This window comes from Bradyrhizobium sp. S3.12.5, from assembly GCF_040548225.1.
Lineage (GTDB): Bacteria > Pseudomonadota > Alphaproteobacteria > Rhizobiales > Xanthobacteraceae > Bradyrhizobium > Bradyrhizobium cytisi.
Genome location: NZ_JBEPRF010000010.1, coordinates 128,446 through 152,689, shown reverse-complemented (window position 1 = coordinate 152,689; position 24,244 = coordinate 128,446). Strand labels below are relative to the sequence as shown.

General features: G+C 63.2%; 23 protein-coding genes. 18 read left to right on the top strand and 5 right to left on the bottom strand.

The window, feature by feature from the left end:
• Positions 1–146: 146 nt before the first annotated feature.
• The 5 genes from ABIC09_RS16580 (at position 147) to ABIC09_RS16555 (ending at position 3,785) form a co-directional block, all read left to right on the top strand.
• Positions 147–356: a hypothetical protein gene (locus tag ABIC09_RS16580; protein WP_354109920.1), complete on the top strand. Its 210-nt coding sequence runs from the start codon at positions 147–149 to the stop codon at positions 354–356.
• A 494-nt stretch (positions 357–850) separates the two neighbouring features.
• Positions 851–1,594, top strand: a complete 744-nt coding sequence (locus tag ABIC09_RS16570; protein WP_354032762.1) for a sulfite exporter TauE/SafE family protein — start codon at positions 851–853, stop codon at positions 1,592–1,594.
• 14 nt (positions 1,595–1,608) lie between these two features.
• The gene (locus ABIC09_RS16565; protein WP_354109919.1) at positions 1,609–2,505 is read left to right on the top strand and encodes a YncE family protein; all 897 of its coding nucleotides are present in this window, start codon (positions 1,609–1,611) and stop codon (positions 2,503–2,505) included.
• Complete coding sequence (locus tag ABIC09_RS16560; protein WP_354109918.1) at positions 2,498–3,256, top strand: hypothetical protein; 759 nt, start codon at positions 2,498–2,500, stop codon at positions 3,254–3,256. Before ABIC09_RS16565 ends, ABIC09_RS16560 begins: the two co-directional genes overlap by 8 nt.
• Positions 3,257–3,284: 28 nt before the next feature.
• Positions 3,285–3,785 carry a GlcG/HbpS family heme-binding protein gene (locus tag ABIC09_RS16555; RefSeq protein WP_354110007.1) on the top strand — a complete coding sequence of 167 codons (501 nt, stop codon included), beginning with the start codon at positions 3,285–3,287 and terminating at the stop codon, positions 3,783–3,785.
• A 39-nt stretch (positions 3,786–3,824) separates the two neighbouring features.
• Here the strand turns inward: ABIC09_RS16555 and ABIC09_RS16550 are convergent, their stop codons facing one another.
• Positions 3,825–4,451, bottom strand: coding sequence for a LysR family transcriptional regulator (locus ABIC09_RS16550; protein WP_354109917.1), 627 nt, complete (start codon positions 4,449–4,451; stop codon positions 3,825–3,827).
• A 128-nt stretch (positions 4,452–4,579) separates the two neighbouring features.
• On the opposite strand from ABIC09_RS16550, the gene ABIC09_RS16545 reads away from it, so the two are divergent.
• Both ABIC09_RS16545 and ABIC09_RS16540 read left to right on the top strand, forming a co-directional pair.
• Positions 4,580–4,972, top strand: coding sequence for a RidA family protein (locus tag ABIC09_RS16545; protein ID WP_354109916.1), 393 nt, complete (start codon positions 4,580–4,582; stop codon positions 4,970–4,972).
• A gap of 47 nt (positions 4,973–5,019) precedes the next feature.
• A complete protein-coding gene (locus ABIC09_RS16540) occupies positions 5,020–5,709 on the top strand; it encodes an L-2-amino-thiazoline-4-carboxylic acid hydrolase (protein WP_354109915.1) in 690 nt (229 codons plus the stop codon).
• Between the two features lie 277 nt (positions 5,710–5,986).
• Here the strand turns inward: ABIC09_RS16540 and ABIC09_RS16535 are convergent, their stop codons facing one another.
• From ABIC09_RS16535 to ABIC09_RS16525, 3 genes are read right to left on the bottom strand one after another with little or no spacing between them, the layout of a single operon-like run.
• Positions 5,987–7,015 (bottom strand): ABC transporter permease, encoded by a 1,029-nt coding sequence (locus ABIC09_RS16535; protein ID WP_354109914.1) that lies wholly within the window; start codon positions 7,013–7,015, stop codon positions 5,987–5,989.
• Between the two features lie 12 nt (positions 7,016–7,027).
• Positions 7,028–8,530 (bottom strand): sugar ABC transporter ATP-binding protein, encoded by a 1,503-nt coding sequence (locus tag ABIC09_RS16530; RefSeq protein WP_354109913.1) that lies wholly within the window; start codon positions 8,528–8,530, stop codon positions 7,028–7,030.
• A gap of 23 nt (positions 8,531–8,553) precedes the next feature.
• Positions 8,554–9,576, bottom strand: coding sequence for a sugar ABC transporter substrate-binding protein (locus ABIC09_RS16525; RefSeq protein WP_148753658.1), 1,023 nt, complete (start codon positions 9,574–9,576; stop codon positions 8,554–8,556).
• Between the two features lie 704 nt (positions 9,577–10,280).
• On the opposite strand from ABIC09_RS16525, the gene ABIC09_RS16515 reads away from it, so the two are divergent.
• The 8 genes from ABIC09_RS16515 to ABIC09_RS16480 all read left to right on the top strand — a co-directional run bounded on the left by ABIC09_RS16515 (position 10,281) and on the right by ABIC09_RS16480 (position 19,403).
• Positions 10,281–10,655, top strand: coding sequence for a DUF2946 family protein (locus tag ABIC09_RS16515; RefSeq protein ID WP_354109912.1), 375 nt, complete (start codon positions 10,281–10,283; stop codon positions 10,653–10,655).
• A gap of 87 nt (positions 10,656–10,742) precedes the next feature.
• Positions 10,743–13,196 (top strand): TonB-dependent receptor, encoded by a 2,454-nt coding sequence (locus ABIC09_RS16510; RefSeq protein WP_354083067.1) that lies wholly within the window; start codon positions 10,743–10,745, stop codon positions 13,194–13,196.
• A gap of 41 nt (positions 13,197–13,237) precedes the next feature.
• Positions 13,238–13,762 carry a copper chaperone PCu(A)C gene (locus ABIC09_RS16505; RefSeq protein ID WP_148753664.1) on the top strand — a complete coding sequence of 175 codons (525 nt, stop codon included), beginning with the start codon at positions 13,238–13,240 and terminating at the stop codon, positions 13,760–13,762.
• Positions 13,763–13,793: 31 nt separating this feature from the next.
• Positions 13,794–14,312: a YcnI family copper-binding membrane protein gene (locus ABIC09_RS16500; RefSeq protein WP_354032770.1), complete on the top strand. Its 519-nt coding sequence runs from the start codon at positions 13,794–13,796 to the stop codon at positions 14,310–14,312.
• Positions 14,312–15,874: a copper resistance CopC/CopD family protein gene (locus ABIC09_RS16495; RefSeq protein WP_354109911.1), complete on the top strand. Its 1,563-nt coding sequence runs from the start codon at positions 14,312–14,314 to the stop codon at positions 15,872–15,874. Before ABIC09_RS16500 ends, ABIC09_RS16495 begins: the two co-directional genes overlap by 1 nt.
• A 146-nt stretch (positions 15,875–16,020) precedes the next feature.
• On the top strand, positions 16,021–17,340 hold the full coding sequence (proS, locus tag ABIC09_RS16490; protein ID WP_354083066.1) for a proline--tRNA ligase: 1,320 nt from the start codon (positions 16,021–16,023) through the stop codon (positions 17,338–17,340).
• Between the two features lie 73 nt (positions 17,341–17,413).
• Positions 17,414–18,694 carry a lipoprotein-releasing ABC transporter permease subunit gene (locus ABIC09_RS16485; RefSeq protein WP_148753668.1) on the top strand — a complete coding sequence of 427 codons (1,281 nt, stop codon included), beginning with the start codon at positions 17,414–17,416 and terminating at the stop codon, positions 18,692–18,694.
• Between the two features lie 7 nt (positions 18,695–18,701).
• Positions 18,702–19,403: an ABC transporter ATP-binding protein gene (locus ABIC09_RS16480; RefSeq protein WP_187435133.1), complete on the top strand. Its 702-nt coding sequence runs from the start codon at positions 18,702–18,704 to the stop codon at positions 19,401–19,403.
• Positions 19,404–19,533: 130 nt separating this feature from the next.
• Here ABIC09_RS16480 and ABIC09_RS16475 read toward each other — a convergent pair whose 3' ends face one another.
• The gene (locus tag ABIC09_RS16475) at positions 19,534–20,613 is read right to left on the bottom strand and encodes a zinc-binding dehydrogenase (protein WP_354109910.1); all 1,080 of its coding nucleotides are present in this window, start codon (positions 20,611–20,613) and stop codon (positions 19,534–19,536) included.
• Between the two features lie 109 nt (positions 20,614–20,722).
• Between ABIC09_RS16475 and ABIC09_RS16470 the strand changes: the two genes are divergently transcribed.
• The 3 genes from ABIC09_RS16470 to ABIC09_RS16460 all read left to right on the top strand — a co-directional run bounded on the left by ABIC09_RS16470 (position 20,723) and on the right by ABIC09_RS16460 (position 23,778).
• Entirely contained in the window at positions 20,723–21,496 is a 774-nt protein-coding gene (locus tag ABIC09_RS16470; RefSeq protein WP_354109909.1) for a helix-turn-helix transcriptional regulator, read from the top strand.
• Between the two features lie 166 nt (positions 21,497–21,662).
• A complete protein-coding gene (locus ABIC09_RS16465; protein ID WP_354109908.1) occupies positions 21,663–22,787 on the top strand; it encodes a serine hydrolase domain-containing protein in 1,125 nt (374 codons plus the stop codon).
• Between the two features lie 58 nt (positions 22,788–22,845).
• Positions 22,846–23,778: a dihydrodipicolinate synthase family protein gene (locus tag ABIC09_RS16460; protein WP_354109907.1), complete on the top strand. Its 933-nt coding sequence runs from the start codon at positions 22,846–22,848 to the stop codon at positions 23,776–23,778.
• Positions 23,779–24,244: the final 466 nt, after the last annotated feature.

Sequence of the window (24,244 nt, the reverse complement as noted above, 5' to 3'; positions counted from 1 at the left end):
GGATCTTCGCCCTCGCCGCGGGTAACCTCTAAGGGAGTTGCACGAAACATAGTTGGAACGACGTCTCTCGTCGTCCGTTGACGCGGCGTCGCGCCGGACGCTTTTCCGAGTCCGGCGGAGCCATACGAGCAGCGAGGAGACTGGTTATGGCAAGTGCGGCAGACCGCGATCCGCGACACCATACTCAGAAGATGCAGAAGGCCCTCCGGGATATCCGGAACCATTTGCGCGAAGACATCCAGAAGGTCGACGAGCCACAGTTGAAGGCGATGTTCGAGACGTCCGCCGAGGTTTTGGGTGGTCTCGAGAAGGCCTTCAAGGACTATGAGCGGAAGAACGAACCGGCCTGGCGCTGACAGGTCCCGGCGCCGTCACGGCCCCGCGCATCCACAGGAGCGCCGTGATGGAAGTCTTTGTGCCAAGCAAGGGGTTCCCCCCGCGTTCCCCCCCCCCCCCGATGACTTCTTTGCAGCTTTCAACGCAGGCGGGTTGACAGTCCGGCCATCAGGGCATTTATTCGCGCCACGGGGAATTGCGATCTCCCCGTGAGGCGACATGCCCAAGAATCGCGTCCTGGTCACCAAGGGCGCAGCATGTCAACGTCATACACCTCTATCTCATCCGACAAATTATCCCGACTGATCGGCACAGCCAACGTGCCGACGCTCGTCGATGTGCGCATCGACGCGGACTTCGCGGCTGATCCGCGCTTGATACCCGGCGCGACAAGACGCTCTCACCTCGACGTTCGGGACTGGGGCTCGCGCTTGACGGCGCAGTCTGTCGTCGTCGTCCCAATAAGATGGAGGTCCATCCAAGTGCTCGCACCTCGCTAGGGGAGCACGACCTAATGGATGGGCTTGTCTTTGTTGTTTTTGCTCTTGCCGCCCTTGTGGGCGGCTTCGTCAGCGGCTTTTCGGGCTTCGCGATGGGGCTGGTCGTGTCCGGTGTCTGGTTGCACATCATCTCGCCGATGCAGACTGCTTCTCTGATCGCCGGCTACGGCCTGCTCACACAGGGCTACGGCATCTTCAAGCTGCGCAAGTCGCTGGATTTGCGCAGGGCGTGGCCCCTCGCGCTCGGGACCGTTATCGGGATTCCGATTGGAGTTGGGATTCTCTCGTATCTCAACCCGGCCTACCTTCGGCTCGGCGTCGGTGTGTTATTGATGGTCTACTCGATATACGGCCTCGCACGACCGGTGTTCGCTCCGATCAAGATCGGCACCCGAGCCGACATCGCCATCGGCATTTCGAATGGTCTGCTTGGCGGTTTGACGGGGCTGGGCGGCGTGATCTCCACGATCTCCTGCCAATGGCGGGGCTGGCCCAAGGATGTGCAACGGGCCGTGTTCCAGCCGGTGTTGTTCGTGGCCTTCGTCGTGATCTCGCTCTCTCAAATCGCCGCCGGAACCATCACGGAAGACACGGCGAAGCTGTACGCCTTGGGCGTCCCTTTCATGGTCGTCGGCCTGTGGTCTGGCTTCCGGCTGTTCGGAAAGATTGACGACGAGACCTTCCGCAAGACGGTGCTTGCGCTGCTGCTGTTCGCGGGAGTGTCGCTGATCGCATCGACGCTTCCGTCCCTTCGTTGATTGATGAGGACACCATGCCGCCGAAGACTGTTGGCACGATCGCCATCCCCAACGGACAGGACAGCGATTTCGATCACGCCGCCTTCGATCCGAAGACCCGTCGCGTTTTCATCGCGCATACGGCACATGGCTGCATTGAGGTGATCGATCACGATGCGCAGAAGCATATCGCAACTCTCCCTGGTTTTCCGGCCGTAGCCGGCGCGGTCGCCGACGACGGGGAGATACTCACGACCAACCGTGGCGCGGCGACGATCACGTGGATGGACGCCGCAACATACGAGATCAAGGGCGTGTTCCCGTCGGGGCAGCGTCCGAACGGCGCGGTCATTATCAAAAACAGGCAGATTGGCATTGCCGCCTGCATCGGCGACGCAAATCAAGGACCGACGCTTCAGCTCATTGATTTGAAGCAGATGACGCAGCGTTGCATTGAGCTCCCGGGCAGGCCGCGCTGGTGCGTTACCGACGCCAATGGCGAGCGCGTGTTTCTCTGCATCCGCGAACAGTCGATGATCCTGTCGGCGCGACTGCCTGATCTCTCGGAGATTGCTTATTGGCCGTTGCCGTCGGGCGGCGCGCACGGCCTCGATATCGATCACGTGCGCAATCGTCTCTACGCCGCCTGCGACGACGGTGATCTCGTGGAGATCGACAGCAAATCCGGGAAGGTCACCAATGCCTGGCCGATTGCCGGGCCGCCTGACGTCACATTCTTCAATCCGGCGACCGGTCGCGTACACGTGGCTATCGGGGACCCAGGCGTCATCGAGACGATCGATCCTCGGTCGGGCGATCGCATCACTACTGTGACGGGCGCCGGCGCGCATACGACCGCTCTGGTGGGACCGGATCGGCTCTACGTGATCTCGCCGAGCCACGGCGGCGTGCTGGTGCTCTCCGATGGGTGATAACTGGAGCGGCGGCATGTCGCAAACGACTTCGATGGCCCGAATCTCTATGGCAGGACGATTGATGATGTGCACCATCGCAGGCTTTCCGTCGCGATCTTCTTTACGCGCGAGGCTCGTGGCGACTGTGCTGATTTTGTCAGTGGGAGGAAACGCCGTGGCCGAGACCCTGAATTTTGACAATGCTCCTGTCGGAATGCCGCCCGAGGGATGGACCTTGACGATGACCGGCAAGGGAGAGCCGAAATGGACCGTCGAGGCCGAACCCTCCGCGCCAAGCAAGCCGAACGTTCTCAAGCAATCCGGACGAGCGACATTTCCGGTGGCGATCAGACGCGACACTGCCATCCGCAACGGCTTCGTTGAGGTCAAATTCAAGGCCGTCTCCGGGTCGGAAGATCGCGCCGCGGGCATCATCTGGCGGGCGAGGGATGCCGACAATTACTACGTCGTCCGGGCCAACGCGCTGGAGGACAATGTCGTGCTCTACAAGACGATCAAGGGCATTCGGACATCGCTGGGGATCGTCGGCCGCAAGGGCGGATACGGCGTCAGCGCACCCGTGACATCAGGGCAATGGCACGTGCTGCGTTGCGATTTCGCTGGAGGTCGATTCAAGGTGAGCTATGACGGAAAGCCAATATTCGAAGTGGAGGACGCCACCATCGTGGATGCCGGCATGATCGGCCTCTGGACCAAGGCGGATAGCGTGACCCTGTTCGACGATCTGACATATGGTGAGATCAAATAGAGGTTCGTCCACCTTGCCGGAGACCACCATGAATGTCAGATGTTTATCGGTCGCGACGGCCCTGCTGATCGCGTCGATCTGCCCAATGCGGGCGGAAGATGCGTTGGTCGCCTATAAGTCACTCACTCCGGAGCTGGCGCTCGATCTCGCGACCGCTGCGTTGGGCAGCTGCCGTGATCATGGTTACCAGGTTGCCGTCGCCGTTGTCGATCGCTTCGGCGTGACGCAAGTGATGTTGCGCGATCGCTTTGCAGGCCCCCATACGCCGTCAACGGCATCCGGCAAAGCGTGGACAGCTGCGTCGTTCAAGACCAGCACGACAGAGCTGAATGCGGTCAGCCAGCCGGGCATGATGCAGTCGGGCATTCGGAGTCTTCCCGGGGTGGTCATCATTGGAGGAGGACTGATCGTCGAAGCAGGCGGCGCTCTGGTCGGAGCGGTCGGCGTGTCCGGAGCGCCGGGCGGCGATGCGGATGAAGCCTGCGCGAGAGCCGGGATCGCGGCCATACGTGACAAGCTCGAGTTCTGAGAGCGGACGTGGAGATATCGGATCGAGGGTTCGTGCTTCTCAACTTCCGGCGCCGCCGACAAGACGAGGGCGCCGGTTTGCGAGCGGATTCGCAACCGGCAGGGCGCGCAACCATTCGCGAAAACTGACGATCTCAGGGCAATCCGCGGTGCCTTCAGGCGCAACCAGCCAATCGCCCAAGCCCGATCCCTCATCGACCCGCTCGCAGCGATAGCCCGGATGGTGGCCGAGACCGCGGGCGATCAGCAGATCGACCTTGCCCTCGACCAATTCGTGCAGGCCGGCCGGGTGCAGCACCCGCAAACCGATCTCCGCATGCGCGCTGCGAAACCTCGCCAATTCGAGGCGGCGCAGGTCGAAGCTGCCATGGACTCCCAATTGCAGCAGCGCTGCGCCTGCCGGTTTCAATTGCGATGTCGCCTCCGCAATGTGGCGAAAGCCTTCGGAGACGCCGGGCAGATAGGCCTGCCCGGCCGCGGTGAGGATGAGCTGCTTATGCAGCCGATCGAACAGTTGCACGCCGAGGCGCGCCTCCAGCGCTTTCACCTGCTGCCCCACGGCGGCGGGTGTCACGTGCAGCTCGTGCGCGGCAAGCTTGAAGCTGAGATGCCGGGCGGCGGCCTCAAAAGCGCGGAGCGCGTTGAGGGGTGGAAGAGTGTAGGTCATCGGGCACCAGTTTGACACTGACGGGCCGTGGCCTTGCAATAGATTTTCTTGCGCTGAGCTGCAGGAATGATGCTTTGCGCGACGCCGATGCCACCGGATACGGTCGGCCCGCAATCCGGAGAAAGCCCATGCCCCCAGCTCACATCGTCAGCCACAATCCCGCAACGGTCCATGCTCCCGCCGGCGGCTACAGCATGGGACTTGAATTGAAGCAGCACCGCCGCCTGCTGTTCATCAGCGGCCAGGTCCCTGAGCAATTCGACGGCACCGTGCCCGAGGGTTTCGAGGCGCAATGCGAGCAGGCCTGGCGCAACATTATCGAGGTGCTCGCCGCCGCCGGCCTTGGCGTCGAGGACCTGGTCAAGGTCACCACGTTCCTGACCGACCGCAATCAGGTCGTGACCAACCGCAACATTCGTCGCACGATGCTCGGGGAACATCAGCCCGCGCTGACGGTCGTGATCGTCGAGACCGTCGACAGCAAATGGCTGCTGGAGATCGAGGCGATCGCCGCGGAGTGAAGCCGGATTTGCCGACCGTGCGATGAGCCAATCATATCAGGTGTCCAATGGCTGAGAGCATCCATCCCTTCTACGAGACGCATCGCGGCGCCATGCAGGCCGCCATGCGCCATCGACTCGACCTTGCCGATGCGATGTTGCGCGAGCGCGCGCATCTCACCGGGATCGACGGGATCAGGCGAGAGGTGATGGACGAATTCGAGATCGTGCTCACCCAGATGCCCTATGTCGGTGGTGCGGCAAGCCGCATGAGCGATTTCTTCATGCGTCTGATGGGTTTTATGGCCATCAGTCGGGTCCTGCGACGGCACGGCGTGCCGGTGCCCGTGATCGGCGAGATCGAGCGGGAGACCTACAAGGCGCAATTGCTCAGCGTATCAGAAGCGGATCGCCTCGCCTCGGGGCGTCAATTCATGTCGCCCGAGAACCAGGCTCTGCTGCGCGAGCAGGCGGCAACAAGCGCCACTGAGAGCCATCAAAAGGATTTTCCGGAAGATTTCGTCTACGACTTCGTCGAGCCGGGTCGGGAAGACAATTTCGAATTCGGTATCAACTACAAGGCTTGCGGCTTCTGCAAGCTCGCGGCGCGCCATGGCGACAAGGAAATCCTGCCGAACATCTGCGGGCTCGATTTCGTCGCCTACGCAGCGCGAGGCATTCGCCTGGAAAGAACACAAACGCTAGCGGGCGGCGCGAGCCATTGCAATTTCCGCTTCTCGCGGCTGTTGTCGGACTAAATGGCTCTCCTGTCTCCACATCGTCATTGCGAGCGCAGCGAAGCAATCCAGAATCTTTCCGCGGCGGCAGTCTGGATTGCTTCGCTGCGCTCGCAATGACGGAGGTCGGGGCACGGTCCTGAGCCCATCGGCACACACCGCGACGATGACATCGTGCTCCTGTTTTGCCCGACGTGTCAAACGCCGTCGCGTCAGGCACTCAAACCGCTCCGCGCCAAATTCCCCAGCAATTTCTACTGTGCATGGGGTTGTTTTTGCGGCTTTGTTTTGGGGCGGTCTACTCCGCCGCTTTTTCTCGTAAGCGCTGCGCATAGACGTTGATGATCAGCGCCACCAGCAGGATCACGCCCCGGATCAGGATCTTCAGGAAGCTGTCGATGTTGACGTGATCGAGGCCGTTGTTGAGGACACCGAGCACGAAAAGTCCGACGATGGTGTTGCCGATGCCGCCGCGGCCGCCGAACAGGCTGGTGCCGCCGACCACGACGGCGGCGATGGAATCGAGCAAATAGGTGTCGAACTCGTTCTGCTGCGCGCTGCCGAAATGGGCGACGCCGAGCATGCCGCCGATGCCGGAGCAGACCGCGGAGATCACCATGACCGCGCCGAGGATGAGCTTGACGTTGAGGCCGGAATATTCGGCCGCCTCGCGATTGCCCCCGACCATGTAGATGTAGCGGCCAAAGCGCGTGTAGGTCAGCACCAGATGGCCGCCGAGCAGCATGATGGCCGCGACGATCACGATCCAGGGGATGCCGCCGATCGCGCCTGACCCGAGCGTCGTGATCAGGTCCGGCACCTTGTAGGCGATCTGGCCGCGCACCAGCAGCGCCGAGATGCCGGCGGCGATCTGCATCATCGCGAGCGTCATGATGAAGGAGGGGATGCCGATCACGGTCAGCCCCAGCGCGTTGACGAGACCGAGCGCCGCGCAGAGCAGGATCGCGAGCAGGATCGCGGCGGCGCCGGGAAGGGGGATGTTTGGAATGTTGACGTAGGATTCCTGCAGCGTGAAGTAGGCGACTGCGATGCCGGTGACGTTGGCGATGCCGGCGATCGACAGATCGATCTCGGCGCAGAGGATCACGAAGGTGAGACCGACGGCGATGATGCCGGTGACCGACACCTGCGTCAAGATGTTGCCGAGATTGTCGATGGTCGCAAAGGAGGGGCTGGCAAGCGCGAAGAAGCCGGACAGGAAGATCAGCGTCAGGAACGGCGCGATGTTGCGCATCTGCGAGCGCAGGAAGGGCGCAAGCCCCCGTGCGCGCTGTCCCGCCGCTGGAGCCGTCTCACTGCTCACCATGGTGCTTCTCCGTCACGCCGCTTCCAGCAGGCGGTCCTTGCTGACCGGCTCGTTCCTGAATTCCCGCACCACGGCGCCGCGCTTGAGCACGAGGATGCGGTCGGCCAGCGACAGCACCGTCTCCGGCTCGGTCGACAGCACGATGATCGCGAGTCCCCTGGCGCGGAGGTCGCGGACGATGTTGATGACGTCGTTCTTGGCGCCGACATCCATGCCGCGGGTCGGCTCGCACAGCACCAGCAGCTTGGGCGGATAGGTCAGCCATTTTGCCAGCGCGACCTTCTGCTGGTTGCCGCCCGAGAGCATGCCGAGATCGAGGCCGACCACCGGCGGCCTGATCTGCAACTGATCAATCTGGTGCTTCGCGATGTCGCGCTCCTGCGCCGGCTTGAGCAGCAGCGACGAGATGCGGTCCAGAATGCTGATCGAGATGTTCTTGTAGACCGGCTCCTGGTGAAACAGCATGGCGCGCCGGCTTTCGGGCACCAGCGCCACGCCGGCGCGCCGCGCCGCCGCCGTGCTGGTAAATCGCTTCGGCGTGCCGTCGACGGCGAGGGTGCCGGCGTCCGGCTTCAGCTTGCCGAACAGGATGCGGGACAATTCCTGCTGCCCGCAGCCCATGAAGCCGTAGATGCCGAGCACTTCGCCGGCGCGCGCCTCGAACGAGACGTCCTGAAGGCTGCGCGCCAGCGACAGCTTGTCGACCTTCAGCACGACCGAGCTGTCGCTCGGCCGCGGCAGCATCAAATCGTCAGTATAGCTGTGCTCGAGCGCTTCGCCACCGCGGCCGATCATGGCCTCGATCAGCGCGCCCTTGGAGGTCGCGGCGCTCGCGGTCTCGGCGACCTTCCGCCCGTTGCGGAACACGGTCACTGTGTCGGACACGCGAAGAATGTCCTCGATGAAATGCGAGATGAAGACGATGGCCGTGCCTTCTTCCCGCAGCCGCTTGAGCGTTGCGAACAGTCGCTCGACCTCGGGTGGAGAGAGGGCGGAGGTCGGCTCGTCCAGGATGACGATGCGGGCACCGGAGAACAGTACGCGGGCGATCTCGATCAGCTGCTGCAGCCCGATCGGCAGGTCGCCAAGCCGCGACATCGGATCGACGTCGATGCCGAATCGAGCAAGCTGCTCGCCGGCCTCGCGCGCCATGCGCCGCCATTGCACCAGGCCAAGGCGGTTGGTCGGCTGGTTGCCGAGGAAGACGTTCTCCGCGACGGTGAGATCGGGCGCGACGGAGAGCTCCTGATGCACCATGGCGATGCCGGCCGCGTGCGCATCGCGCGCCGAGCGGAAGTGGGTCGCGTGGCCGTCGATCAGGACGCGGCCCGAGAATTCGGTGTGCACGCCGGCGATGATCTTCATCAGCGTGCTTTTTCCAGCGCCGTTCTCGCCGACGAGACCGTGAATCTCGCCGGGAAGAAGCGCGAAGTCGACACCACGAAGCGCTTCGACGCCGCCGAAGCTCTTCGTGATGCCCTGGAGTTCCAGGATGGGCTGTTGACCCTCAGGCATGCAAGATCAGATCTTGGAGGATTTCAGATCAGGAAGTGATCCTGCATCCACTGCATGCCGGCGGCATTGGCCTTGGTCACGACCGGACCGTCGGTGACGACGTTCTTGGGGATGCCCTGGCCGCTCTTCTCGCCACCGGCGACTGCCGCGACACCGGCGATGATCGCGCCGCCATGGATGCGGCAGGACGGATTGCGGACGGTCGCGAACATGCGGCCCTCGCTCACCGCCTGGATCGCCGGCGGCATGGCGTCGACGCCGCCGATCAGGATGTTGGTGCGGTTGTGCGCCTTCATGATGTTGGCGGCAGCGAGCGCCATGTCGTCATTGTGGAAGAACGCCGCGTCGATCTGCGGGTATTTGGTCAGATAGGTTTCCCAGAGCCGCGCGGTCTTGGAGACGTCCCAGTCGGCCGGCTGGGTGTCGAGCACCTCGATGCCGGGGAATTGCTTGACGACGTTGTTGAACCCCTTGGCGCGGCCTTGTGCGCCTGTATGTCCGAGCGCGCCTTGGGTCATGATGATCTTGCCCTTGCCGCCCATCGCGTTGCACAGCGCCTGCGTCACCGAGGCGCCCATGAACTCGTTGTCGGGGGCGAGGAAGGAATGGACGTTGATCTGGTCGAGCGGCGCAATCAGCGTGTCCATGTCGATCACCGGCGTGCCGGCGTCGATCATCTTCTGCACCGGCTGGGTGAGGGTGCCGATGCCGAAGGCCTGGATCGCAACGAAGTCCCATTTCTGCGAGGCCATGTTGTCGATCGCCGCGCGCTGCTTCACGGCGTCGAGCTGGCCATCGAACCAGGTGACCTCGACGTTGAACAGCTTGCCCCAGAATTCCGCGGCCTGCTTGCCCTGTGCGCACCACGTCGCCTGAAGGCCGGCATTGGAGAATGCCGCCTTCAGCGGCTTCTCGGATCGTCCGACTTCGGCTGCCAATGCTGGATTTATGCCCATGCTGCCGAGGATGGCAGTTGCGGCGCCGGCGGTCGCAGCCGCCTGAAGAAGATCGCGCCTCGTCGTCGAGAAATCTTTCGTCCCGGACATCGCTCGCTCCCATATATTTTTGTCGGCGCGTCATTGATTGCGCGACCGATGTTGGAAAGTCTCTCACAATCGAAGAGCTCACGCCACCCAATCCGCTATCGCGCGGATTTCGCCCCAGTCTCGGGATGCTCGCGGAGCAGACGTTGATAGACCAGCGGCGTGAGATCCGGGCCGCGCGATGCCGCGATCTCAAAGCTCTGTTCGATTGGATGAGGCGTTCATCGGCGTGTCGGCCGCTCAAGGCAAAAAAAGAGCGGGGCCCTAGCCCCGCTCAAAAATTGTGTCGACCCTATTATCCCCGATTCTAAGATTTGATCTTGATTGGCGGGGCGACGCTGCATTTTGCGCGCCAGGGGCTCCTCCCGAGACTTGGACCACCAGACTTTGACCTCGCGGCTAGCCTGAGCAAGAGGGATGCTAGATCAACTTTTCTCACTTGTCATCATTTTCGGCAACGATTGTTCAAAATTCGAGCAGTTGACGAAATGATCGGGTTATTTGACCCCATAAGTATATGACAAACATAAGAATTCTGTGGACGGACAGGCCGGCGCGGCTGCCTCAAATGCCGGACGTGGCCTCGGAGCGAGGCCGTCCGAGCACATTTTTCGAGAGATCTGCGCCACCCCAACAAGGCGGCCGAAGTGACCTCGACTCGGAGCGGGGGTGGTGTTTAGTTAGCAGACGAATGAATGGTTCGGCGGATGCGCGCTCGGCTGCAAAAATTCCTACCGGTTGTCCTGCTCGCTTTGGTGATGCAGGTGCTGGCGCCGATTGCCGCCTGTTGGGCGGCCGGCCAGGCCGTTGCCGATCCGCTTGGCACCGGCGTTATCTGCCACAGCGTCAGCGAGCAGGGTACTCCGAACGACCAGAACGGCGCGCCGACCGCGCATGCCGGCGCCTGCGCGCTGTGCTGTCTGGCGCAGGCTAACGCATCGTTCGATTCGCCGCCGCACGCGGTGCTCTCCGTCCCCTTCCGCCACGCCGAGCGCGTGGTTTGGCACGAGGCGGATGCGTCCGCTGTCGCTGCCCATAAGGGCTCAAGCGCCCAGGCGCGGGGACCTCCCCACTTTTCCTGACGACCCCTCGTGATCGCCGCGGTTCATCCGTTGGCGATTGATGCTGTCGAATGGCCGGAAGAGAAAGCCGGCGTCAGGAATCCCGAGATGTTACCTCGTCATGCCCGCTGCGGCGTGAGTGTCGTTGCCATTCAGGCTGCGCTGCTCGCCTCGTCGAGTGACGTTTTCGCCCAGAGCAGCCCAAAGGAGCTGCCCGCGGTGACCGTCGATGCACCCGCGGCGGTAAAACCCAAGCCGCGCAAGCCGCCGGTGCAAACCGCTGGCGCCAGGAGAAATTTGGCAAAGCCTGCGGTCGAGCGACCGGCCTCGGTCGCGGCTGACCAGGGCACGGGCGGCGTCCGGGCGTCGCTGGATCAGCCGGCGGCGGTAGCCCGCTATCAACTGCCGCAGCGGTCCTTCAGCATCACGGCAAAGCAGGTCGACGAGACCATCAACCTCAAGGACCCCGAAGACGCCGTCAAATACATGCCGAGCCTGTTCGTGCGGAAGCGCAATGACGGTGACAATCAGGCAGTGCTCGCGACGCGAAGTTGGGGCCTGAACTCGAGTGCGCGGACGCTGATCTATTACGATGACCTCCTGATCTCGGCGCTGATCGGCAACAACAACTCCGGCGCCTCGCCGAAATGGAACTTGATCTCTCCCGAGGCGATCGGGCGGGTCGATTTCCTCAACGGTCCGTTCGCGGCCGCCTATCCCGGCAATTCCATCGGCGGTGTTCTGCTGATCACCTCCAAGATGCCGGAAAAGCCGTTTGCGGTGGCCAAGGAAACCGTCTCGGTGATGCCGTGGAATCAATACGGCACCAAAGACACCTATTTAACCAGCCAGACCAGCGCCGCCGCAGGCAATCGCGACGGCAAGCTGTCCTCGCTTGTCAGCGCGAACTATCTCGATAGCTACCAGCAGCCGCTGACATATACGACCAACGCCTCGTTCCCGGCCGGCACGACCGGTGGTTTTGCCGCACTCAACAAGACCGGTGGCGTTGCCAACGTCGTTGGCACCGGCACGCTGGCGCATTCGCAGCAGACTTCCGGCAATCTGCGGCTCGCCTACGACATCACGCCACTGGTGCAGGCGACGTATTCGCTCGGCATCTGGAACAATCACCAAACCTCCGATCCGCAGACCTATCTCAGATCGACCGCAACGGACTTGCCGACGTTCGGCAGCATCAGCAGCTTTGCGAGCAGCAAGTACACCTGGGATCAGCTCCATATGAGCAACGCCGTCTCGCTCAAAAGCGATACCAAGGGCGTATTCGATTTCGACCTTGCCGCGTCGAGCTACAATTATCTCCAGGATACCCTCATCAATCCCTTTACTGTGGTGCCGTCGCCGGGCCTTGGCTATTCGTTGAACGGCAAGGTGACGCGGATGGACGGCACCAACTGGCAGAACGCCGAAGCTAAGGGCATCTGGCGTCCGTTCGGAATCGATGGTCCGCACGAGATCAGCTTCGGCGCGCACGGCGACCGCTACCGGCTCGAGAACCCCGTTTATGCCTCGACCGTCTGGTTCAATGCGCCCTCAGCGGGCAACGGCCAGCTGTATTCGACCGGTGTCGGCGAGACGCGCACTGAAGCTCTCTGGGTACAGGATGCCTGGAAGATCACTCCGATCGTCAAGCTGACGCTCGGTGGACGGCTGGAGAGCTGGCAGGCGGTCGAGGGTTTCAATCTCAACACCACGACGACCAGCGCCGGTGTCGTCACGTCGGCAGTGCCGACGTGGCAGCCGGGCCTGTCCTCGACGAATTTCTCGCCGAAGGCGTCATTGTCGTTCGATCCCAACAAGGACTGGAATGTTACTGCGAATTTCGGTGAAGCCTACCGCTATCCGACGGTGACCGAGCTCTACCAGAACATCAGCGTGGGCGGCGTCACCTATCTCGCCAATCCGCTGCTGTCACCAGAGCAGGACTTCACCGGCGAGCTCAATCTCGAGCGGCGCTGGGCCGATGGGCGGGTGCGGCTCACTGTGTTCGGCGAGCGGACCAACAATGCGCTGATCTCGCAATCGACTACGGTAACGGACGCAAAGGGGGCGCAAACGGTGCAGACAGCGGTCAGCAACGTCGCTGCAATCCGCATGCAGGGAGTCGAATTGTCGGCTGACAAGGACAATGTGGTGGTGAACGGCCTGCAAGTCTTCGGCAGCGTCACTTACGTCGATTCCAGAATCATCTCCGATCCGAACTGGAAGGGACCGACCAGTGTCGTCGGCAAGCGCGTACCTTTCGTGCCTGACTGGCGCGCCAAGTTCGGCGTGACCTATCGGCCGAACGACAGTTGGGCCTATACGGTTGCGGCGCGCTACAGCGGCAAGCAGTATTCGACGCTGGACAACTCGGATATCATCCCGCACGTCTACGGCGCCTTCGATAACTTTTTTGTTGTGGACTTGAAGATCCACTACAACGCGACGAAGAATTTCGCGTTCGACTTCGGCATCGATAATCTCTTCAACGCGCAATACTTCCTGTTCCATCCATTCCCGGGACGAACTTTCGTTCTCGCCGGCAAGTACACGTTCTGACGGGTGGTACCCCCTCAATGGCGACAAGAAAGGCAATCAACATGAACACACTCTCACGCATTTTCGCGCTCGCAGTGCTCTCGGCGGTCGTGATCGCGGTGCCGGTCCGCGCCGAGGACGTCAAGGCGGGCGATCTCGTCATCACCCAGGGCTGGAGCCGGGCGACCCCGAGCGGCGCGAAAGTCGCCGGCGGTTTCCTGACCATCGAGAACAAGGGCACGGCGCCCGACAAGCTCGTCAAAGTGACCGCCGAGATCGCGGGCAAGGCCGAGGTCCACGAAATGACGATGGACAATGGCGTGATGAAGATGCGCCCGCTCGACAAGGGGCTCGTTATCGGGCCGGGCAAGACCGTGAAGCTCGCTCCGGGCGGCTATCATCTGATGCTCCAGGAGCTCAAGGGCCCCTTCAAGGAGGGCGAGAAGGTGGCGGTGACGCTCGAATTCGAGAAGGCCGGTAAGGTCGCCGTCGCGCTCGACGTCCAGGGCGTCGGCGCGCAGGCGCCCGGCGGCGGCGGAAGCATGATGATGAAGAAAATGCCCGACCATTCGGGAATGAAAATGTGACGCGTGTGATCTAAACCCCGGGAGATCGAGCATGTCGAAGACACCCTGGCTGATCCTGATGGCTGCGCTGGCCGCATCGCCTGCGGCGGCACATGTCTATCTGGAAGGCAAGCAGGCCACGGTCGGTGCGTCCTATAAGGCCGTCTTCGCCGTGCCGCACGGCTGCTCCGGCTCGCCGACGGTCAAGATCCGCGTGCAGATCCCCGAAGGAGTCATCGCGGTGAAGCCGATGCCGAAGGCTGGTTGGAACGTTGATGTCGTCGAGGGCCAGTATGCCAGTGCGTACGACTATCACGGCAACAAGCTGACCTCTGGCGTGAAGGAAGTGGTCTGGTCCGGCGGCAAGCTGCCGGACCACAATTACGACGAGTTCGTCGTCAGCAGCTTCCTCACCGACAGCCTGAAGCCCAACACCACGCTGTATTTTCCGGTGGTGCAGGAATGCGAGAAGGGTGTCAGCCGCTGGATCGAAATCCCGGCGGAGGGGGCAGCCTATTCGCATGAGGAAAAGTCGCCGGCGCCCGGCGTGAAGCTGCTGCCCAAGCCGTAATGCGTCGTCTCGCTGCGCTCGCGATGTTGCTCGTCGTCGCCGGCACTTCGACCGGCGCGTCGGCGCATGCGGCGCTGATCTCGGTTGAGCCGGCGAGCGGTAGCATCCTGACGAGCGCGCCAAAGGCGGTGGAATTGCGCTTCAACGAAGCGGTGACGCCGGGCGCGATCCAGTTGATCGATGGCGCGGGCAGGGCGCGCGACGATGCGCGCGTCACGACATCCGGCGAGAGCATTTCGATTGCGATGCCGCCGGACCTGCCGCAGGGCACGGCGGTCGTGAGTTACCGGGTGATCTCGCAGGACGGCCATCCTGTCGCGGGATCGGTGATCTTTTCGGTCGGCGTGCCGACGGCCACGCAGCCTCCGGCCAATGCGGATGGCCGGCTGAACGCGCTGATCTGGCTGTCGCGGATCGGTCTCTATCTCGGGCTGTTTGTCGGTGTCGGCGGCGTATTCTTTGCCCGCTGGATTTCGCGGTCAATGGCGGGGATGGGCGCGCCGCGCGCCGCGCTGCTTGTCGGTCTCCCAAGCGCAATTGTCTCGCTGGGCGTGTTGGGTCTCGATCTCCTTGGCCTGCCGCCGGCAGCACTCGTGACGGCGGCTCCCTGGACCGTCGCATTCGTCACCAGCGCCGGCCCAGCCTTGCTCGTCGCCATTGCGGCGATGCTGCTCGCGCTGATGGCGCTGGGCCGCGCGTGGCATGCGCGCGCTCTTGCGGCGGTCGCGTTCGCTGGCGTCGGCCTGTCGCTCGCCATGACCGGGCACGCCGCAACGGCGCCGCCGGAGGTGCTGACGCGGCCGGCGATCTTCCTCCATGGCCTTGCGGTTGCATTTTGGATCGGCGCGCTGGCGCCGCTAGCAGCGCTGCTGTCGAAGCCGACGCCGGCGGTGCTGCCGCTACTGAACCGCTTCTCGCGCATCGCCATGCCGGTGGTCGCCGCGCTGGCGTTGACCGGGCTCACGCTTGCAATCATCCAGCTCGAAAAGCCGTCAGCGCTGGTCGAGACGAGCTACGGACTCATTCTGTCAGTCAAATTGGCTCTGGTTTTATCCCTGCTTGGGCTCGCCGCGCTCAATCGCACTCGGCTGACGCCGGCGCTGGCGAAGGACCAAAGGGCCGCGCCCGCGCTCAGGCGCTCGATCCTGTTCGAATGCGGCGTCGCGCTCGGCATCTTTGCCGTCGTCGCCGGTTGGCGCTTCACGCCGCCGCCGCGGACCATCCTCCCGGAGACGCCGCTGGCGATCCACATCCATACCGACAAGGCGATGTTCCAGGTGCTGGTGTCCCCCGGCAAGGCCGGCGTGGACGATTTCGTGCTTCAGCTCATGACCGGCGAGGCGACGCCGCTGAAGGTCAAGGAGGCGACGCTGACGCTCAGCCTGCCCGAGCGCGGTATCGAGCCGATGGAACGCGACGCCGAGCTGGGACCAGACGGCTATTGGCACGTGCGCAAAGTCGAGCTGCCCTTCGCCGGCCGCTGGCATGTGCGGATCGATGCGCTGGTGACCGATTTCGAGAAAGTCACTCTCGAGGACGAGCTCGAGGTCGCGCCGCGTTAAGTCGGCAGGGTTCAACTCGAACCTGAAGTCGACGGAAAAATGACAGGAATTCCGCCGCGTTAGCGGCTTTTCCTCATTCCCGGTCTTGTGTTTTCGCTTCCAATCCGGTTTCACTGCGGGCCACCACTGATTCCCAGAGTCTTGCCATGCGGTTGTCGCGGTTCTTTCTGCCCATCCTGAAGGAAAATCCGAAAGAAGCGGAGATCGTCTCGCATCGGTTGATGCTGCGCGCCGGCATGATCCGCCAGGAGGCGGCCGGCATCTATGCCTGGCTGCCGTTGGGCTTCCGGGTGCTGAAGAAGATCGAACAGATCGTGCGGGAGGAGCAGGATCGCTCCGGCGCGCTGGAACTGTTGATGCCGACGCTCCAGCTCGCCGACCTCTGGCGCGAGAGCGGCCGCTACGACGCCTACGGCCCGGAGATGCTGCGCATCGCCGACCGCCACAAGCGCGAGCTGCTATACGGGCCGACCAACGAGGAAATGGTCACCGAGATTTTTCGCGCTTACGTGAAGTCCTACAAGAACCTGCCGCTGAATCTCTATCATATCCAATGGAAATTCCGCGACGAGCAGCGGCCGCGCTTCGGCGTGATGCGCGGCCGCGAGTTCCTGATGAAGGATGCCTATTCCTTCGACCTCAACGAGGCGGCGGCGCGTATCTCCTACAACAAGATGTTCGTCGCCTATTTGCGCACCTTTGCGCGGATGGGGCTGAAGGCGATCCCGATGCGCGCCGAAACCGGCCCGATCGGCGGCGACCTCAGCCACGAGTTCATCGTGCTCGCCGAAACCGGCGAATCCGGTGTTTTCATCAATCGCGACGTGCTGGACCTGCCGGTGCCGGGCGAGGACGTCGACTATGAGAGCGATCTGACCCCGATCATCAAGCAGTGGACCTCGGTCTATGCCGCGACGGAGGACGTCCACGACGCCGCGCGGTTCGAGCAGGAAGTGCCTGCGGACAAGCGCGTGAACACCCGCGGCATCGAGGTCGGCCAGATCTTCTACTTCGGCACCAAATATTCCGAACCGATGAAGGCGACGGTGGCGGGCCCGGACGGCGTGGACGCGCCGATCCATGGCGGTTCCTACGGCGTCGGCGTCTCGCGCCTGCTCGGTGCCATAATCGAGGCCTGCCATGACGATGCCGGCATCAAATGGCCGGAGGCGGTGGCCCCATTCCGCGTCTCGATCCTCAATCTCAAGCAGGGCGATGCGGCGGTCGATACGGCCTGCGAGAAGCTCTATGCCGAGCTCCAGGCCAAGGGCGTCGATGTGCTCTATGACGACACCGACCAGCGCGCCGGCGCCAAATTCGCCGCCGCCGACCTGATCGGCATCCCCTGGCAGATCATGATCGGGCCGAAGGGGCTGGCTGACGGCAAGGTCGAGATCAAGAAGCGCAGTGACGGCTCCCGCGAGACGATGTCGCCAGCGGACGCGGTCGCCCGCCTAGTCGGCTGAATATTGTTCATCGCCTGATATCGCGGCCGCCAATCCGGCCACAATTGACCCCGAATCATGGGATTATCGAGCGATGGATGAGACCATGACTGAAACCGTTCAAACCGCGCCGTTCGCGCCCTTCGAGTGGATGCTGTCGGCGCGCTATTTGCGGGCGCGGCGCAAGGAGGGATTCATCTCGGTCATCGCCGGGTTCTCCTTCCTTGGCATCATGCTCGGCGTCGCCACGCTGATCATCGTGATGGCCGTCATGAACGGCTTCCGCAAAGAGCTGCTCGACAAGATCCTGGGGCTGAACGGCCATATCCTGGTCCAGCCGCTGGAATCGCCGCTGACCGACTGGAAGGACGTTGCCGAGCGCATCAGCCAGGTCCAGGGTATCCGGCTGGCTGCCCCCGTGGTCGACGGCCAGGCGCTGGCGTCCTCGCCCTGGAACGCCTCGGGCGTGCTGGTGCGCGGCATCCGCTCCGACGACCTGAATAACCTCACCTCGATCGCCAAGAACATCAAGCAGGGATCGCTCGAGGGGTTTGACGACGGCCAGGGCGTCGCAATCGGCCGGCGGCTCGCCGACCAGCTGTCGCTGCATGCCGGCGACAGCGTGACCTTGGTGGCGCCGAAGGGCGCGGTGACGCCGATGGGCACCACGCCGCGCATAAAACCGTACAAGATCGTCGCAGTGTTCGAGATCGGCATGTCCGAGTACGACCTCGGCTTCGTCTTCATGCCGCTCGCCGAGGCGCAGGCCTATTTCAACCGCAGCAGCGACGTCACCTCGATCGAGGTGTTCACCACCAATCCCGACAAGATCGATTCATTCCGCAAATCGGTGACGGAGGCCGCGGGCCGGCCGGTGTTCCTGGTCGACTGGCGGCAGCGCAACTCGACTTTCTTCAACGCGCTCCAGGTCGAGCGCAACGTGATGTTTCTGATCCTGACCATGATCGTGCTGGTCGCCGCTCTCAATATCGTCTCCGGCCTGATCATGCTGGTGAAGGACAAGGGCAGCGACATTGCGATCCTGCGCACGATGGGGGCCTCGCAAGGCTCGATCATGCGGATCTTCCTGATCACGGGCGCATCCATCGGCGTGGTCGGCACGCTGGTGGGGTTCTTCGTCGGGCTGGTGATCTGCCTCAACATCGAATCCATCCGGCAATTCCTGTCCTGGCTGACCAGCACCGAGCTGTTCTCGCCGGAACTCTACTTCCTGTCGAAGCTGCCCGCCGAGATCGACGTCGGCGAGACCACGGCCGTCGTCGTCATGGCGCTGACGCTGTCGTTCCTGGCGACGCTCTACCCGTCGTGGCGCGCCGCGCGCCTCGATCCGGTCGAAGCGCTGCGGTACGAGTGAGGGCCTGATGGAGCAGCAGGGGGCGGAAGATGTACCGGTCATCTATCTCCACGAGATAAGACGGCAGTACCTGCAGGGCGAGGCGGCGCTGACGATTCTCGACAATGCCAAGCTCGCGCTGTGGGCGGGCCAGTCGGTCGCGCTGGTCGCGCCGTCGGGCTCGGGCAAGTCGACGCTGCTGCACATCGCGGGCCTACTCGAGGCGCCCGATTCCGGCGAGGTCTATGTCAATGGCGCGCCGACCTCGCAACTGCCCGACATTGAGCGCACCCAGCTGCGCCGCACCGATATCGGCTTCGTCTACCAGTCGCACCGGCTGCTGCCGGAATTCTCGGCGCTGGAGAACGTGATGATGCCGCAGATGATCCGCGGCCTGAAGAAGTCCGAGAGCGTCAAGCGCGCCAAGGAGATCCTTGGCTATCTCGGCCTCGGCGACCGCATCACCCATCGTCCGGCGGAGCTGTCGGGCGGCGAGCAGCAGCGCGTCGCAATTGCGCGCGCCGTCGCCAACGCACCGCGGGTGCTGTTCGCGGACGAGCCGACCGGCAACCTCGATCCGCACACCGCCGACCACGTGTTCCAGGCCCTGATGCAGCTGGTCAAGGCAACCAAGGTCTCGATGCTGATCGCGACCCACAACATGGAGCTCGCCGGCCGCATGGACCGGCGCGTGTCGCTGGCCGACGGCCAGGTCGTCGAGCTCGAATAAAGAAAACGCGAAAACAACCCCATGCACAGTAGACGGCCGCTGCCGTCCACGATCGGGGTGACGTCTTCCAGTGACTTGATCGATCAGGCAAACTCGCCGCAGCAGCGCATTGCCGCAGTGTGCAGGCAACTTACGGCCTGATCACAGTCAATTTGAACGGTCCGCCATTGGCGGCGGCGTGGGCCACGGCCTCATTGACGTGGTCGAGGTCGAAATCCGTCGTCACATATTCGTCGAGCCGCAGCAGCCCGGCGCGCACCAACCCGATCAGACGCGTTGCCGCATCCGGCGGATACATCCAGACGCCGTGGACGGAGATGCAGTTGCGCATGAGCCAGGGGTAGGGCAGCTCGAGGCCCGGCCCCCCCGCCATGCCGACGCCGCCCATCAGCACGACGCGGCCATAGGCGCGCACCGTCATGACCGCCGCCCGCACCACGCGCGTGCTGACCGAGGGCGGCATGATGTCAAGCACGCAGTCGATCGGCCCGGGCGCGGCGCGCTTCATCGCCTCGCGGTCGTCGTCCTCGTTGCCGGTGAGCCTGACCGGCTTCACCCGCGCGCCGAAGCGGCGGACAAGGTCGGCCAGGATTTTCTCGTTGCGGCCGGGCGTCACCACGCAGGCCGCGCCCATCGCGAGCGCGACGGAGACGGCGGCGCTGCCGAAATTGCCGGTGGCCCCGCTCACCAGCACGGTCTCGCCTGCTTGCAGGTTTGCGGCAAGAAAGCCGCCATAGGGCACCAGCGCCGTTCCGAGCGCGCACCATTGCGAGGCTTCTTCGGACGTGATCGCGCCAAGGCGCTTCACGTTCTCGGTCGGCACCCGCATCTGCTCGGCATACGAGCCGTGGCGAAAATGCTGCTGCAGGCGCATGCCGCCGGGGCCGGCTGCCGTGAGTCCCTGCAGGGCAATATCGGGCGCCACGACATCGTCGCGCGACCGCACCGTCGGGTCGCAGAACACCCAGTCGCCAATGCTGAGCCTGGTTGCGTCCGGACCGATCGCGCGCACCCGGCCGATGCCGCCGGGGCCGGGGATGATCGGCAGCTCGAGCGCATAATTGCGCTCACCGCTGAAAACCTCGTTCATGTAGGACAGAACGCGCGTGGCGACGACGTCGACGATAACCTCGCCGGTGCCGAGCACCGGGTCCGGAGCAGTCTCGATCACCAGCGGCGATCCGAAGGATTTGAGTACGGCAGCTTTCATGATGTTCACCTCGAACTCGGGTGATATCCATATGCGGCGCCCTTGAAGGGATAGGAAGGCCTGGTATTATCCTAGTATTCCCAAAGCCCTCCATCCACGGGAGCACGCCATGGCCGATCCACGCCGCGTCGAATTCGGCGATTTCCTCCGCTCCCGCCGCGAGAAGCTGACGCCGAAGGCCGTCGGCCTTCCCGCAGGCCAGCGGCGGCGCACCGCGGGGCTCCGCCGCGAGGAGGTTGCCCAGCTCGCCGGCATCGGCGTCGACTGGTACATCCGCCTCGAGCAGGGCCGCACCGTCAGCCCGTCGGTCACCACAGTCGATGCCCTGGCGCGTGCATTGCGCCTCAGCAAGACCGAGCATGCGCATCTCAAGGACCTCGCGCGTGACGGCGCGAGGGGTGCGTTCACCCGCGAGATGGTGCCGCCGCCCATTCTGCGCCTGGTCGAGAGCCTGCCGCATCCGGCCTACATCACCGGGCGACGCTGGGATGTGCTGGCCTGGAACGATGCCGCCGAGGAGATCTTCGCGTTCGGCCGGTTGCCGGAGCAGGATCGCAACACGCTGCTGCTGATGATGACCAACAAGCGCACGCGAAAATCCTACGGCGCGGGCTGGGCCGACGTGGCCAAGCGGATGGTTGCGATGTTTCGCGCCACTCACGACGTCTGGGCCGGCGATCCCGCGTTTGCGGAATTGCTGACGCGGTTGCGCGAAGGCAGTCCCGAATTCGTCAAATGGTGGGGCGCGCACGAGGTGCACGGCACCTTGTCGGGCCGCAAGACCATGACCCATCCAACCAAGGGCGTGCTGCATTTCGAGCACACGAGCTTTCAGGCCAATGACGATCCCGCGCTGAAGCTCGTGATTTATACGCCGGTGTGAGGCCGAATGTCGCAAAGTGCCTGCAGGCAGCGAAGATCGCGCACCATCATTGCGGCCAACGCAAATTAATGTTACAATTCGTAGCATTGGCTCGCGGTGGAAAGCGAGGTCGGCGAGGGATCGGATGAGGCGCCGGCAATTCATTTCGCTTCTCGGCGGAGCTGCCTTGGCGCCAATCGCCGGGCCTTCGGTCTGCGCTGACCCACCGGCCAATTGTGCCGCTCCGGCGAAGCGTGATGACGGCTGGTCTGTTCCGTCCGCCAATGGAGACAATGACGTCGACCAGGCCGCGCTGTGCAGGATGACCGATCGACTCGAAAGCTCCGGCTCTAACATCCATGCCGTGCTGGTCGCTCGCCACGGTCGACTGGCGTTCGAGCGATACTTCAAAGGATCTGATGAGGTCCCCAGTCGCATCTTCGGCGTCCGGGTCAGGGACATCAGCTTCGACGCCGATACACTGCATAATCTGAAATCGTGCTCAAAGAGCGTCGCGTCGCTGGTCGTCGGGATCGCGATCGACCAGGGCCTCATCCGAAGCCTCGACGAACCGGTCTTCAGCTTCTTCCCCGAATTGTCCGACCTGCGGTCCCCGGACAAGGATCGCATTCTGCTCTCACACGTGCTCACCATGTCGATGGGCCTGAAGTGGGTGGAGGCAACTCCGGCGACAGGTGACGACAACGACGAAGTGCGCATGCATATGGCGCAGGATGCCTGTCGCTACGTCCTCGGCCTTCCCGTAACTGCACCGGCCGGGCAGGGGTTCTTCTACAACACCGGCGCGCTTGCGCTGCTCTCGGCGATCGTCCGCAAGGCCACCGGCCGTCCGCTTGATGAATTTGCGCGCACCATGCTGTTCGATCCTCTCGGCATCACCGAATTCGAGTGGGGCCGGTTCAAAGGCGACAGCGACGCCGGCGGGGGATTGCGCCTGCGACCGCGCGACATGGCTAAGATCGGCCAACTCGTCCTCGCGGGCGGTCGCTGGAACGATCGGCAAGTCGTTTCCAAGGTATGGATCGAGGCGTCGACAACAATGAAGCTCAAGGCGACCGACGGTCAGTCCTATGGATATTTATGGTGGCTGCGGAGCTCCCGGCTCAATGGGCGTGTTGTCCAATCGATCGCCGCGCAGGGCCGAGGTGGCCAGTCGATCCGCATCGTCCCGGAGCTCGATCTCGTCGTCGCGGTGACCGCGGGATACTATCAAGACTATAGCCCTGAAACTTTCAAATTGCAGTACGGCGTGTTCAGGGAGGTCTTGCAGGCGATCTCGCCTCCGGTGTAAGGCCCCGCGAACAGGCAGCGGAATCGCTGCCTCATTCGCCACTGTCTGGAGCTTGCTTGTGACCATCGCGCTGAAGGGCATCATTCCCGTGATGCTGACGCCGTTCACCGAGGCGAAGACGATCGACTATTCCGGCCTCGAAAGGCTGATCGAGTGGTATATCGCCAACGGTGCCGACGCATTGTTCGCGGTCGCTCAGTCCAGCGAGATGCAGTTCCTGACGCTGGACGAACGTGTCGAGCTGGCGCGATTTGTCGCCAGGACGGCTGCCGGCCGGCTTCCCGTCATCGCATCCGGCCATATCAGCGAATCCAGGGAAGACCAGCTCACCGAGCTGACGTTGCTCGCGAAGACGGGCGTCGACGGATTGGTTCTGGTGACCAACCGTCTCGCGTCCCTCGATCCGACGCGGACGATCTTCACCGACAATTTGACCTGGCTGCTCGACCGGCTGCCCAGGGAAATGACCCTCGGTCTTTATGAATGCCCGGCGCCATTTCGCCGGCTTCTCTCCGACGATGAGCTGGCCTTTTGTGCCGACAGCGGCCGTTTCGCGATTCTCAAGGACGTCTCGTGTGATCTCGCGACCGTGCAGCGCCGGGTCAAGCTGACGAACGGCTCGCCGCTGACGATCGTCAACGCCAATGCAGCGATCGCCTTCGACGCGATGAAATCGGGGGCGCCGGGGTTTACCGGTGTGTTCACGAATTTCCATCCCGATCTCTACAAGTGGTTGCTGACCCGGCACACGAAGCATCCGTCGCTGGCGAACGAGCTGTCGGTCTATCTCGCGCTTGCCGCGATGGCTGAGCCGATGGGCTATCCAAAACTGGCCAAGCTCTATCATCAGCGGCTCGGCACCTTTTCCCGTATCGAGAGCCGGGCGGTCGATTTCGACATTCGCGAGCGCTTCTGGGCGCTCGATGCGCTGATCGACAAGATCGTCGAGGGACAGGAGTCGTTCCGCGCGAAGATAGCAGCGGCAGGCTGAGCACGACGCATATGACGATCCGGGCGGCGCCAAAACAGCGGCGCCGGGGGCTTGCGGCCCTAGCTGAGCTTTCAGGCCAATGACGATCCCGCGCTGAAGCTCGCGATCTACACGCCGGTGTAGCCGCAGAAGCGGTTCCCGCGTGGCAGCGCAAGAGGAGGCAGCAACTCTTCCTGCAGAACACAGGGTGCGCGACAGGTGCGAACATGCTCGCGCGTGGAATGCCCATCATTCGTGCTGGAGGCACGGTGAGGCCAATCGCTCCTCCGCCGCACATGGAACCGTATGCGGCTGGCGTGCATGCGCTAAAAACTTCCAATGCAACCGTGGCCTGTCGTGGTGCCGATGATCGATGGACGAGAGCGCAACGGTGCATGACCCCGATCGAGTTCGACGATTGATCTGTGACTCTCTCGCCACGCTCGGCATCAAAGTTTCAACCAAGCCATTTCGGTCACAATCGCGG